8 protein-coding genes are annotated in these 13720 nt (G+C 64.9%); 5 read left to right on the plus strand and 3 right to left on the minus strand.

Going from position 1 to position 13720, the window contains the following annotated elements; all coding sequences use genetic code 11:
• The first annotated feature begins 2 nt into the window (after positions 1–2).
• Positions 3–422 carry a siderophore-interacting protein gene (locus tag C4S73_RS29050; RefSeq protein WP_425290343.1) on the plus strand — a complete coding sequence of 140 codons (420 nt, stop codon included), beginning with the start codon at positions 3–5 and terminating at the stop codon, positions 420–422.
• 2 nt (positions 423–424) lie between these two features.
• Here the strand turns inward: C4S73_RS29050 and C4S73_RS12775 are convergent, their stop codons facing one another.
• Positions 425–4417, minus strand: coding sequence for an AfsR/SARP family transcriptional regulator (locus C4S73_RS12775; protein ID WP_103872861.1), 3993 nt, complete (start codon positions 4415–4417; stop codon positions 425–427).
• Between the two features lie 270 nt (positions 4418–4687).
• On the opposite strand from C4S73_RS12775, the gene C4S73_RS12780 reads away from it, so the two are divergent.
• The 4 genes from C4S73_RS12780 (at position 4688) to minE (ending at position 11509) form a co-directional block, all read left to right on the plus strand.
• The gene (locus C4S73_RS12780; RefSeq protein ID WP_160115756.1) at positions 4688–9292 is read left to right on the plus strand and encodes an autotransporter domain-containing protein; all 4605 of its coding nucleotides are present in this window, start codon (positions 4688–4690) and stop codon (positions 9290–9292) included.
• Positions 9293–9668: 376 nt separating this feature from the next.
• On the plus strand, positions 9669–10400 hold the full coding sequence (gene minC, locus C4S73_RS12785; protein ID WP_103872863.1) for a septum site-determining protein MinC: 732 nt from the start codon (positions 9669–9671) through the stop codon (positions 10398–10400).
• A gap of 33 nt (positions 10401–10433) precedes the next feature.
• Positions 10434–11249 carry a septum site-determining protein MinD gene (gene minD / locus C4S73_RS12790; RefSeq protein WP_103872864.1) on the plus strand — a complete coding sequence of 272 codons (816 nt, stop codon included), beginning with the start codon at positions 10434–10436 and terminating at the stop codon, positions 11247–11249.
• Positions 11246–11509: a cell division topological specificity factor MinE gene (gene minE, locus C4S73_RS12795; protein ID WP_103872865.1), complete on the plus strand. Its 264-nt coding sequence runs from the start codon at positions 11246–11248 to the stop codon at positions 11507–11509. Before minD ends, minE begins: the two co-directional genes overlap by 4 nt.
• 219 nt (positions 11510–11728) lie before the next feature.
• On the opposite strand, the gene C4S73_RS12800 is transcribed toward minE, so the two are convergent.
• Both C4S73_RS12800 and C4S73_RS12805 read right to left on the minus strand, forming a co-directional pair.
• A complete protein-coding gene (locus tag C4S73_RS12800) occupies positions 11729–12583 on the minus strand; it encodes an alpha/beta fold hydrolase (protein WP_200827997.1) in 855 nt (284 codons plus the stop codon).
• On the minus strand, positions 12580–13716 hold the full coding sequence (locus C4S73_RS12805; protein ID WP_160115757.1) for an ABC transporter substrate-binding protein: 1137 nt from the start codon (positions 13714–13716) through the stop codon (positions 12580–12582). Before C4S73_RS12805 ends, C4S73_RS12800 begins: the two co-directional genes overlap by 4 nt.
• Positions 13717–13720: the final 4 nt, after the last annotated feature.

A 13720-nucleotide genomic window follows, 5' to 3' on the forward strand; every position in this document is an offset into this window, starting at 1 on the left:
AGATAACCTTCAGCGGCGAAGATCTCGGCCGCTTTGCCTCGATGGAAGCCCTGCATGTCCGCCTGTTCCTGCCTCCGGCAGGGCTCGCCGAACCGGCCTGGCCGATGCTGGGCACGGATGGCATGTTGCAGATACCGCCGCCGGAAGGGCGCCCTGCTGTTCGCAAATACACGATCCGCCGGATCGATGTCGGCGCCGGAACGCTCGCGATCGATTTCGTAGTTCCCGCCGAGCCGCCGCGCGCCAACGCCTGCGCCCGGACCTGGACCGGCATCTGGTCGTCAGCTACTGGCGCAACGGCCTGTCGGAAGAGCAGCATTCGGCCGAGAAAAAGGCTGCAGCCCGGGCCGCCTGAGCCCGATGCGCGTTGTACTATCGGCAGCCGGCATGGCCGTAGCCAGGGTGTAGCCCGACCCGGGTGATACTAACCCTCGGAAACGATGGCCAGCTCCGGCAGGTTGCCTGATCGCATGCCCATCTCCCGGTACATCATGGTTGCGATGGCAAGTTGGTCACGGGCCTGATCCGGCTGGCCTGCGCGCAGATACAGGCTCCCAAGGCCATGATGGCAACGTGCGACAAGCGGATACAGCCCCAGCTCCATCGCGAGCGCGAGGGCGTCCCGATAATGCGCCTCGGCGGGTTCGGCAGCCTCGGTGCAGACTGCGATCTCGCCGAGAAGGTGGAGGGCGTTCGCTTCACCGCGACGCTGACCGCCTTCACGAGCCGTGGCCAGGGCTCGCATGGCATATTTGAGAGCGTCGGCGTGTTGGCCGGCAAGCCTATGCGCTTCCCCCAGCGGCACCAGGAAGAGGGCCTGCCCGAATCGATGCCCCATAACCTCGAGAGCGCTCAGTGCCTGCTCCAGCAAGGGCAGGCCCCGATCGGTCTGTCCCAGCATCGCATAGGCGTAGCCGATCGTTCCCGAACTGCCGGCGACCATGAAGGGCAGATCAAACTCAAGGGCCACCGTGTGAGCGCGCTCCAGCCTCGTTATGGCGCCGGCGAACTCGCCCCGGATGACATGGAGGTCGGCGAGGCACCAATAGGCGATCGTCAGACCGAGCGGGTCGTCGACCGCATGAGCGATGCGAATACCCTCCTCGCCATGCGCGATTCCCTGTTCGAATTTGCCCTGCTCGGCATAAATGCGGGCCAGGAAGCCCCGCACGGTCACCGCTGGATATGCAGCGAGACCAAACCGTTCGAAACTGGGCTGGCGATCGAGCAATTCCAGGGCTCGCACGAAGAGCGGCTCGACCTGCCGAAGTTCGAGTGTGGCGAAGCCGGCCGTCCCGAGAAACAGGGTCGACGCCATCTGGAGCGGAACGTCGCCAAGTGAATCCGCAAGCTCGAGTGCCTGCTGGCCAAAAACCGACGCTTCCGCCGGATCGCCGCCAAGCGCGAGAGTCTGGCACATGTGAAAGGAGAACCGCGCCAGTCTGTGCTGATCGCCGAGGCGCCTGGCCAGGCTTTCTGCTTCGCGAAGATGGCCGACGATGCGCTCGAATTGCCCGAGCGGGATAAGCGACGCCTTCAGCTCGAAGCGAAGATCGATGGCTTGCTCGAGCGTCTCTCGGGTCTCGGATAGCGTTGCAAGAACTCGCAATGCCTGTTCGAAAAACCCGGCCGCCTCGCGATTGGCCCAGCGTGCATGGGCAAGCTGAGCCGCCTTGACCCAATGGACGACTGCCTCGCTGGCAAGCGAAGCCTCAGTGAAATGGTGAGCAACGATTTCGGGCTGCTTTTCGGCCAGGGCCGGGAAGCGCTCGATCAGCGCTTTGGCGATGCTGGCATGCAGCCGCCGCCGCCGGCTCTTGACCATCGTGACATAGGCGGCATCCTCGACAAGCGCGTGCTTGAATATGTAGCTTGCCTCCGGCGGCGCTCCGCGGCGCGAAATGAGACCGGAAGCCACCAGACGCGCGAGCGCTGCGTCGAGATCCTCTGGTGCCAGGGCCGACACCGCGGCGATCAGCCCGTGGGAAAACTCCCGCCCGATCGCAGCGCCGATCATGGCCACGTCCTTGGCAGGGCCGAGCAGGTCGAGGCGAGCCACCAGCGAGGCCTGCAGCGTCGTCGGGATAGCCCGCAACGGCAAAGGTCCATCGAGGAGGTAGCTGTCGGCCATCTCACGCAACAACCCGCTTTCAAGGAGGGAACTCGTCAGCTCCTCGATGAACAGCGGCACGCCATCGGTGCGCGAAAGAATTTCCTCGAGAACGACACCGGGCAGCGCCTTGTCCTGCGAGATGCCGCGGATGATGCCAGCGCTATCGCTCGGCCCAAGGCGGCTCAGAGATAGCGTCGTCACATGCGGCTGGCCGATCCAGCTCGGTTGAAACTCCGGCCGGAATGTCACGAGCAACAGTATCGGCAGTTGGGGCGCACAGGTCACCATGCGCTCAAGCAGGTCCAGCGACGTCGGGTCGATCCAGTGCACGTCCTCGAACACGATCAGGACGGGTCTCTGCGAAGCGATGCCCTTGAGATGATCGAGAAGCGCGCTGAGAGTCATCTCGCGTTTTTGTTGCGGGCTGACCGTCAACGCCGGATAGCGGTCGTCCATCGGCACGCCCAGCAATTCGGCGAAGAGTGCGAGGTCGCGAGATGGATCTGCGGTTACCGGCCTGAGCAGCGCCTCCAGCTTGTCGAGCCTTGCGCTGGCGCTGTCGTCGGGACCGAAGCCGGCATCCAGCTGGATCTGGCCAATGAACGGGTAAAGCGGGCTGTGCCTATGATAGGGAGAGCAGGAATAACGAAGGCATGCATAGGATTTGCCGACGAGACTGGCTGGCAAGCTCTCCGCGATGCGCGACTTGCCGATGCCGGGCTCGCCCGAGATCAGCACGACCCGTCCCTCGCCGGAGCCGGCTTGATCCCACCGGCGGAGAAGTAACGCGATCTCCTCCTGCCGGCCGACGAGCGGGGTTAGAGCATCCCCACGCAGCGCATCGAAACGGCTCATCCCGGCCATCTCGCCACGCACTTGCCAGGCCTCCACTTGCCAGGCCTCCACTTGCCAGGCCTCGATCTCCCGCGGCAGGCCTGTCCCATCGCTGGCCGGAAGTGCCCGGCAGTCGAACATCCGCCTGACAAGCCGTTGCGTACTTGCGGAGATAGCGACTTCGCCGCCTCCTGCGCTGGACTGCAGCCGCGTCGCTATCGTCGAGGGCTCGCCCATTGCGACATGGTGGCGGCCATTGCCCGTCGTCGACTTTTCGCCGACGACGACGAGCCCGGTCGCAATTCCGACGCTCGCTTGAATCGTCCCGGCGGAAGGCGCGGTCAGTCTGCCCGTCGAATCGACGACGGCGAGACCGGCGCGCACAGCTCGTTCGGCGTCATGCTCGTGAGCGTTCGGGTAACCGAAATAGACGATCGCGCCATTGGCCTGGTACTGGGCGACAAATCCGTCAAATCGCGCGGCGACATCGGCCACCATCTTGTGGAAGGCGGCGATCAGATCATGGACGTCTTCTGGATCACGGCTTGCCGAAAGGGTCATGGAGCCGATCAGGTTGCAAACCATGATTGTCAGCTGGCGCTGCTCGATAACATGCGAGCGAACAGCGACACTCGCCGAAGCATCGTCGCTCCCGGCTGCGGCACTCTTGCCTTCGGTCTCCTGCCCGGATGTCCCGGCCGTGGAAACGTCGGAACTCCGCGACCGCCCGGGCGGCGTTGCGCTACGAAGCTCGGCGGCCAGCGACTGCGTGATCGCATCGGGCTCTGCGCTGAGCTCGCGCTTCAGCAGCGCAACGAGATCCTGATAGTGCTTGAGTGCCTCGGCCTTTCGCCCCAGGGCGACCAGCGCCCGGACGATCAACCGATGTGCGTCCTCGCGCAGGGCATTCACCTGGATGGCCCGATGGGCAGCCTTGAGCGCAGCCTCCTCATGGCCAGCCAGCAGCGCCTCCTGACTGTGGCCGACCATGGCGTCGAGCGCAAAGCCTTCCAGGCGCTCCCGTTCTGCGGCACGCCAATCCGACCAGGAATCTTCCGCTATGCTCAAATCCGACAGCAGCGGCCCGCGGTAGAGATCGACGGCTGCGGCGAGCGAAGCGCGGCTTCCGCCGGCGATCAACGCCTTGAAGCGAACCACATCGCAATCGATCGCGCCCGGCGCAAGCCAGACCTCATCATCGTTGTTGAGGAGGGCATCCTGGCCCAAAGTCCGGCGTAGCCGAAAAAGAGCCTGACGCAGGCTCTGCCGGGCCTGGGTCTCGTAATGCGAGCCCCAGAGGAGAGTGGCCAACCTCTCACGCGGCTGAGGCTGATGCGCGGTGCAGGCCAGATAGGCCAACAGCCCCGAGAGCTTCTTGCTCGGCAAATGGATGATGCCATCCGCGGTTGCCAGTTCAAATCGCCCGAGCAACGAAAGGCGGAATTTGGGAAGAGCGACCCTGTCTTTCATTCCGCTGGCGACGCGATCACGACGATGTTCCTCAAAAAGCACACTCTATATTGTTCGAACGCACGGTAAGCCGAAATGACGATCCTGTAACGCGGCAATAACGCCCGCAAGGACGGCGCGCGATTTAGTCAATAGCCAGAGATTGCTGCCGCGGATAGCGGCATTTGGCACGCGTGAGGACTGTCTATGACATCGGCTATCGTTTCCAGCGCGACATCCGGTCTGCGTCGCGGGTGGTTCTTGTCCACCACTGCCCTGGCTGGTTTGGTCATGATGCTTCCGGGCGCGGGCAGCTACGCCCAGACCGTCGTGGATGACGGCACCCTGGTGGTGAGCTCCGATGCTCAGCTCGGCGGCAGTAGCGTCACCGTGGACAATGCAGCCGACAAGAATGCCACGCTGCAGATCAACGCCGGCGTCAGCATCGGCAACGAAATCATCGTCAATAACGGCGGCACGCTGAGCAATGCGGGCACCCTTTCGCGCATGAATGCGGGACAAGCCGGCGTGCTATCCATGACGGGGGGCGCCACGGTTCACAATCTGCAAGACGCAGTGATAGCCGGGCAAACGCAAGGCGTGTTGCTGCTGGGAGGCGGCACACTGACCAATACAGGCGGCACGATCACCGGCACGACTCTGGATGGGGCGGCGTTCGGCCCATACGGGACGGTCACGAACACGCTGGGCGGAACGATCAAGGGCAAGCGAGCCGGCGTGCTTATCTTCGGAAACGGAACAGTGACAAACGCCGGAGGGACGATCACCGGCACCGACGTGTCTGGCGTGCAAATCGACTCTGGAACGATCTCGAATACACTGGGCGGAACAATCACGGGTCGAGACAGCGGTGTGACGCTGAATGCCGGCGGCACGGTCATCAACGATGCCGACTCGACGATCGAAGCCCCGGGCGGCCACGCAGTGAGCTCGGTTGTCGGAAACGTCTCGCTCAGCAACGCGGGCAAGCTGATCGGGAGCGTGACCCTGCGCTCCAACGCCAATGGCGATGAAGTCCACGGGGTCACTCTGTTCACCGGCTCCAGCATCACTGGCAATCTGCGCTTCGGCGCCAACGCCGCCTCCACGCTGACGCTGGACGGCACGGGCGCTCAGCTCTATTCGACGGCCGTCGGCGGCACCACGACCTTCGACACCGGCACGCTCATCAAACAGGGCAGCGGCACCTGGGTGCTGAACAAGGTCCTGACGCGCAGCGGCGCCACCGAGGTCAACGCTGGAATGCTGGTCGCCGCCGTCGGCGGGAGCCTCGGCAGCGGCGCCGTCACTGTGGACAACAATGGCAATCTAGACGCCACGCTTCAGATCAACGCCGGCGTCAGCATCGGCAACGAAATCATCGTCAACAATGGCGGCGCGCTGAACATTGGGGGCACCATTTCGCGAATGGCTGTGGGCGATATGGCGGTGCGCTCCGATCAGGGCGGCGCCACGGTGAACATTGCCTCCACCGGACGGATCGAGGCATATGGCATCGGCGTGTCGCTGGCAGATGGCGGCACGGTTACCAACAGTGGCGGCACCATCACGGCGACGACAGACGCTGCCAGCAAGGGTGTCTACGTCTATGGCAGGGCGGGCGCCGTCAACAACCTGACTGGCGGAACCATAGAGGCGAAGGAGATCGCCGTGCAGCTCAACGCCGGGGGCACGGTGACCAATAACAGCGGCACGATCGCGGCCAACTGGGGGGTCTACACCTCCGGCGGGTCGGGCGTTGTCGCCAACCTCGCGGGCGGCGGCATCAGGGGTGGGCAATTCGGCGTCATCCTGGATGCAGGCGGCACGGTGACCAACACCGGCGTTGGGAGCGCCATCGGCGCCAGCGCGGCTGACGGCATAGGCGTGTTCGTCAACGGCGACGGAACGGTGACGAATGAGGGCAGCATTGCCGGCGGGCTCGGCGGCGTCCGCATCTGGGGGGCCGGCACGGTGAACAACACCGGCGGCACCATCCGTGTGACCACGGACGATCAGGGCCACGGCGTCGAGATCGTCGGCGGCCTGGGCATCGTCACCAACAAGGACAGCGGGAGCATCACGGGCAAACTCTACGGGGTAAGCCTTGCCGATGGTGGCACGATCACCAACATCTCAAGCACGATCATTGCCGATGGGATGGACGCGCTTGCCGCTGGCGTGGGTATCAGTGGTGGGCCCGGTATAGTCACCAACACCGGCGCGGGCAGCCTCATCAAAGGACCCTCGGCCGGCGTGCGCCTCATCAATGGGGGCACGGTGACCAATGGCGCGGGCGCCACCATTCAGGGCGCGGCGTCGTTGCAGGCCATCGGCGGGAACACCACGCTCGGCAACGCCGGCGCGCTCGTCGGCAATGTGCTGCTGCGCAGCGCCAGCACCAACCGGGTCACGCTGTTCACCGGCTCCAGCATCACGGGCAATCTGCAGATCGGCACAAACGCGGCCTCCACGCTCACGCTGGACGGTGCCGGCGCTCAGCTCTATTCAACGGCCGTCAGTGGCGACACTACCTTCAGTATCGGCACGCTCGTCAAGCAGGGCAGCGGCACCTGGAAGCTGGACAAGGCCATGTCTCGAAGCGGCGCCACCCAGATCACCGCCGGAACGCTGGTCGTCGCCCACAGTTCGGGTCTGGGCGCGGGTGGCGATGCGACGGTATCTGGCGGCACGCTGCAGTTCGGCAACGGCATCGCGGGCGGAACTTACAACCTGGCTGGCAAGATCGACGTGACCGGCGGCAGTCTGGTGCTCGAAACGCTGGCGGCGCTGAAAGTCGCCGGAAATGTAAGTTTTGCCGACAATACCGCGCTGTCGATCGTCGCCACTGCGGGGGGCCCATCGCTGCAGGCTGAACGCGTCACGCTCGCCAGCAATGTCGCTTTCAACCTCAGCGGCCTCGACGATGCAAACGGCCTGGACAGGGTCGTGATCGATACACGTTCGGGGCTCGGCGGCGATTTCGGCAAGGTCACGGTGGGCGGCTTCAATGGGGTCGTGGACTATCTGACCCTGTCGACCCGCAGATCGGCCGACAGCAAGCAATATCTTGCCAGCTACGGTCTGAGCTGGACCGCGGACAACAATCTCGCGCATGGCACGTTCACATTGGCCAATCCCGCCGACAGGTTCGATATCGGCGCGACCCTGACCGATCGGCCCGCCAATGCAGCGACCGGCTGGGACGGCAAATCACTGGCCAAAGCAGGCGCCGGTACGCTGGTTCTGTCGAGCGCCAACCGCTACAGCGGCGCAACCACGCTCGATGCAGGCAAGCTCGTTGTGAACGGCTCGCTTGCGAGTACGGTTACAGTGAACGGCGGTTGGCTCGGCGGCTCGGGCACGGTCGGTGGTTTCGCTGCAAATGCCGGCGGTACGGTCGCGCCGGGCAATTCGATCGGCACGCTGAACGTCTCCGGTAACGTCTCCTTCGCCGCCGGTTCAACCTATCAGGTCGAGATCAACGCTGCCGGACAAGGCGACAGGATCAATACCTCGGGATCGGCGACGCTCGCCGGCGGCACGGTCCAGGTCCTGGCCGAGGGCGGCAGCTACGCGGCTTCGACGAACTACACCATCCTGACCGCAGGCGGCGGCGTCAGTGGCCATTTTGCCGGCGTCAACGCCAACCTCGCCTTCCTGACACCCTCGCTAACCTATGACGCCCAGAACGTCATCCTGACGATGGCCCGCAACGATACTTCGTTTGGGCCGGGCAGCGGGAACTTCATCGCCCGGACGCGCAACCAGAGCGGGATCGCGATCGCGGCTGAGCGGCTGGGTGCCGGCAATCGCGTCTACGACACGGTGATCTCGGCGACGGCCGACGAGGCGCGGGCGGGTTTCGATCTGCTCTCGGGCGAGGCGCATGCCCAGGGTGTCGCGGTCGCGATCGGCGAAAGCCGGCTGGTCCGCGAGGCGATCCTCGGACGTCTGCGCGGGCCGCTGCTGGTGACGCAAGGATCAAGCGTCACTGCGGATTTCTCGTCCGACCTGCCGACGCCCAAGGGCGCGACCATGCTGCCGGCGCCACGCTTCGAGGAGCGTTTCGCCGTTTGGGGCGAGGCGGTGGGAGCGCAGGTGAACAGCAATGGCGACGGCAATGCGGCCGGGCTCTCCCAGCGCATCGGCGGCGCCATCCTCGGCGCCGACCTCAAGCTCTATGATACCGGCGCGAGCTCGCTCACGGTCGGCGTCGCCGGCGGCTACACCCGGTCGAATTTCGACGTCGATGCCAGGCTTTCGTCCGGCCGGATCGAGAGCGGCCATGCCGCGCTCTATGCCGACGCGCGCTTTGGCGCCTGGCGGCTCGATGGCGGCCTGGCATATTCCTTCGGCGAGACCAGCCTGACCCGTCAGGTGCAGCTCCGCGGCTTCAGCGACAGGCTGCGCTCGGATCGCGACAGCCAGCTTCTGCAGGCTTTCGGCGAGTTCGGCTATGCCTTTCGCTTCGAGCGCTTCGCTATCGAGCCCTTCGCCCAGCTCGCGCTGCTGCGGATCTCGTCCGGCTCGGCCGTCGAGCAGGGCGGTCCTGCGGCGTTGCGTGTCTCCTCCGGCGAGCAGAATCTCGGCTTCGCGACGCTGGGCCTGCGCTCCGAGGCGCAACTCGGCACGATGCCGCTCTTCGCGCGGGGCCTGCTCGGCTGGCGCTATGGTTTCGGCGAGTTGACGCCGCAGGCGCTGACCGCGTTTGCGATCGGCGCCACCCCGGCGCGCGTCCATGCGACAGCGATCGACCGCAACGCACTGGTTGCCGAAGCCGGGCTCGACTGGCGCGCCAGCCAGAGCACGACCCTGGGCCTGGCCTATTCCGCCGCCATCGGCGAGCGCAGCAGAGACCACGCCCTCAAGGGACGAATCGACGTCAGGTTCTGACGGGAGCAAGCATCGCCTCGCCTCTGGTGCAGTTCGTTCCGATGACCAACGGCCGTCAGAAAGTCACTTCGAGGCCGACGACGGGCCATCTCGGGAATCGGCGCGTGGCCGAACAGGCGGCTACCCGCCTGACTCGGCCGTTCGGCTTCGGGAACAGCCGAGGCCGGGGTCGCGCGCGCTGCTTTCAGGACACGATCCAGCGTCCACGGACAGATCTTGGTCTCTGCCAGGAATAACACCTAACGCTCTGATAATAAATGGTATTATTCCCGGTCACTCAGGCTTTGACGGCGCTTTCTCCCGCATTTTCGCTTGAGTGATTTACCATCTGTTAACCACTCCATCGATACACAGAATCAACCGAAAATTTACCAAGATGACCAACGTGTTAACTCAACCCAGGCCTATTCGCCTCAAGGGGCGAAGCTTCCTTGCGCTTGCATTGACCCCCGAACTGCCGTTCGAGGATTGGCTGGTTCGGCTCGACGATCTGGCCTCCCGGTCGACCGGCTTCTTCATGCGGCGGCCGGTCGTGCTCGATATCACCGGGATGGAGATCGACCGGTCGCAGCTTCACGGGCTCGTCGAACAGCTCCGCACGCGCAACGTGCGGATCATGGGTATCGAAGGTGCGCGCCCGTCATTGCTCGACGCGAATCTGCCGCCCGCGATGACCGACGGCCGTCCAACCTCGGACATCGAGGCGCCCCCGAACGAGGATACCAAGGCCGGTGCCGTCGAGGCCGTCGCGCCTCAGGCTCCGCAGCCGGCCAAGGCCCCATCCTCGCTCGTCGTGACCCAGCCGGTACGCTCGGGCCAGTCGCTGATCTTTACCGAAGGCGACGTGACCATCGTCGGATCGGTCGCATCGGGTGCAGAGGTCATCGCCGGCGGATCGATTCACATCTACGGCACGCTCAGGGGGCGGGCGATGGCGGGAACGATGGGCAACGCCTCCGCCCGCATCTTCTGCCGCAAGCTCGAAGCGGAGCTGGTCGCCATCGACGGCTACTACAAGACGGCCGAGGACCTGGGGTCCGACCTGCGCGGCAAGCCCGTCCAGTTCTGGCTGGAAGACGACACATTCAAGTTCGGATCACTCGCCTGAGCCGGCAGTGCGCGACATAAACAGGAGAGATCTATGGGCAAGGTCATCGTGGTCACATCGGGCAAGGGCGGCGTCGGCAAGACGACGTCCTCCGCCGCACTCGGGGCTGCTCTTGCGCAGAACGGCGACAAGGTCGTGGTCGTGGATTTTGACGTCGGATTGCGAAATCTCGACCTGATCATGGGCGCCGAGCGGCGGGTGGTCTACGACCTCGTCAACGTTATCCAGGGCGAAGCGAAGCTGACGCAGGCGCTGATCCGCGACAAGCGACTCGAGTCGCTCTATCTGCTGCCGGCCTCGCAGACGCGCGACAAGGACAATCTCACGGAAGAAGGCGTCGAGAAGGTCATCAGGGCCCTGAAGCATGCCTTCGACTGGGTGATCTGCGACAGCCCGGCCGGTATCGAGCGCGGTGCGACGCTGGCCATGCGCCATGCGGATGTGGCGATCGTCGTGACCAATCCGGAAGTCTCCTCGGTGCGCGATTCCGACCGCATCATCGGCCTGCTCGATTCCAAGACGCTTCGCGCCGAGAACGGCGAGCGGATGGAAAAGCATCTGCTTCTCACCCGCTATGACCCGGCGCGGGCTGAGCGTGGCGACATGCTGAAGGTGGACGACGTCCTCGAAATCCTGTCGATCCCCCTGCTCGGCATCATCCCCGAAAGCATGGACGTGCTGCGCGCCTCCAATCTCGGCACTCCCGTCACCCTGGCCGATGACCGCAGCGCGCCGTCGATCGCCTATTTCGAAGCTGCGCGGCGGCTGAATGGCGAAGACCTGCCGGTGACCATTCCGGGTGAAAAACGAGGCTTCTTCGGCAAGTTTTTCGGAAGGAAAGCAGCATGAACCTCCGTCGCTTTTTTTCCCGCCCCCAGTCCGCCCCCGCCGCGCGCGAGCGCTTGCAGGTGCTGTTGGCCCATGAGCGCGCATCCGTGGGTGGATCGGACCTCCTGACCAAACTGCGCGACGAGATTCTCCAGGCGATTTCGAAGCACGTGCAGATCGATCAGGACAAGGTCAGCGTCAAGATGGAGCGTGGCTCCCAGGTCTCGATGCTTGCAGTCGACATCGAGATTCCGTTCGATGCCGGCAAGAAAGCCGCCTGAGGGCGTCGAGCTCGGCAACGCCGCCGCCGCGCTCTCAACCCAGAACAGCCTGATCTATGATTGACGGGTGCGGCGGCTCACCGCCGCACCCGTTTCAGTTCGTCCGCCTTGCGCGATTTCCGGCAGAACGAATTGAGCGGCCAATCCATGCTCCGGTGCTAAGATCCGACTGGATCGAGCGCAATTTCACGGCCCACTGGTCGAATTCTCGTCCACTGTTCACACAGCGCCGAGAAAGCGTGCGATCTCGGGGGCGAGTGCGTCGGCGAAGTCCTCTTCCGTCGTCATCTCGCTCGTCATCGCGGCCGAAGACAATTCACCTGCCGGCATGATCGCGGCGAGTTTCTCAGCGAGCTCGCGCGGGTGGCGGGTGTCGATGCCGGGGATGATCAGGGTCGGCGCCGTCAGCGCCGCCAGTTCCTCCGGGTGCCGGAAAGAGCGGTCATTGCCGATCGCCGCGGCCGCGGTGATGCTGGCGGCGTCCGAGCGCGGAATCGCGTCTCGCACCATTCTGCCGACGATCGGCGGGAAATGCGCCAGGATCGGCTCCCAGCCGGCCGCGATCCCCTGCTCGCGCACGCGTTTCGCGAAAGCGGCGAGATAGGTCTTTTCCTTTTCCTTGTCGGCGTCGTCCTCAATGTCCTCGACGCTGATGAGCGCGGCCCTGCGAAACCGCTCGGGCGTGCCAATGGCGGCCCGCATCGCGATGGTCGCGCCGAGCCCGACGCCGAGCAGATCGACCTGGCGAAAGCCAAGATGATCGATCAAAGCGACGACGTCTTGCGCATATTGCGACCAGCGATGACGCGCCGGGTCGGTGCAATGCGAGCGGCCGTAGCCACGGATGTCGGGCAGCACGATCGTCCGGCTGTCGCCGAGGCGCTGCGCGAGCGGCAGCAGCATGTGGTGGTCGGGGCCGCCAGCATGCAGCATCACCAGCGGCGGCAGCCCGGCATCATTCACCTCGCCGATCTTTGCCAGCAGGGGCCAGCCGTCATCGCCGCGGAAGGTGAGCTCCCGCATGCCGCCGACGAAATCACCGTCGAGGCGAACCTGTCGCGTGCGCGCCGTCATCGGGCCGGCTCCTGATCGCTGAGACCGAGCCAGTAGATGCCCTCCATCGGCACCGACAGGCGGCGATTGATGGCCGCCATCGTCACGGCCGGATCGAGATCGGCGAACAAGTCCGGATGCAGCCATTTGGCGATCTGCTCGATCGCGACGATGTTGATCGGCTGCGTCGCGAACACGGTCCAGATCGCGTAGATCCTGCCCTCCCGCACCGGCCTGATCTCCCTGAAGCCGCTTCGTTCGGTGAGGCGCGCGAGCGAAGCGCGGATCGTCGCCCGGTCGTATCCCGGGCCGATCACCAGCCCTTTGCCCTCGAGATAGGAGCCGCCATTGCCGATATAGATCTGCGGCTCCTGAGCCAGCAGGTATTCGAGGCTGAGCATGCCGCCGGCCTGGGGCGTGTCGACGCCGAGATTGCGGCCGCCGGCGAGCTCGACGAACTCGCTCCAGCCATGGCGACCTGGGGCCCGACAGCATTCGCCGAGCCCCGCATAGGTCTCGATCAGCACCGAGGGCCGGGCGGGATTGGCGTGGGCGATGCGTTCGGTCACCGCCGCCAGATGAGACTGGTAGAAGGCGATATAGTCCTGCGCCTCACGTTCGCGACCGAGAATCCGGCCGAACATCTGCAGCTTCGGCGCGATATCGGCCGCACTTGTGCGTGTGTTCACGCCGGCTGTGACGAAGGCGACTGGAATGCCCGCTGCCTCGAAGCGGCGGGTCAGGTCGCCATGTCCAAGCCCGGGCTCCTGATAGGCCGTCATCAGGACAAGGTCGGGCTTGAGCGCGATCGCCTTCTCGGCCGCGAAGCTGTCGGCCGACCAGTCGCCGACGATCTCGATCCGGTCGATCGCCGGGAAGCGCCGACGATAGGCGGCGAGCGTGCCGTTGTCGAAGCGGCGCAGCGCCGCCCAGCCGACCAACCGCGCGGCCGGATCGGGATCGAGCAAAGCGAAGGAGAGCAGATCATTGGCCTCAGTGAGGACGATCCGCTCCGGCCGGCGCGGCAGGGTCACGCTGCGGCCGGCCATATCGATGAAGCTGACTGGGGACTGCGCCCGCAGCGGCGGTGCGAAATTCGCTGCCGCGGTTGCGGCTAGCCCCGCCAGCGCAGCGCGACGGGTCGGATGGGACATGCGT

The sequence above is a fragment of the Allobosea lathyri genome, assembly GCF_900108245.1.
GTDB classification, from domain to species: domain Bacteria; phylum Pseudomonadota; class Alphaproteobacteria; order Rhizobiales; family Beijerinckiaceae; genus Allobosea; species Allobosea lathyri.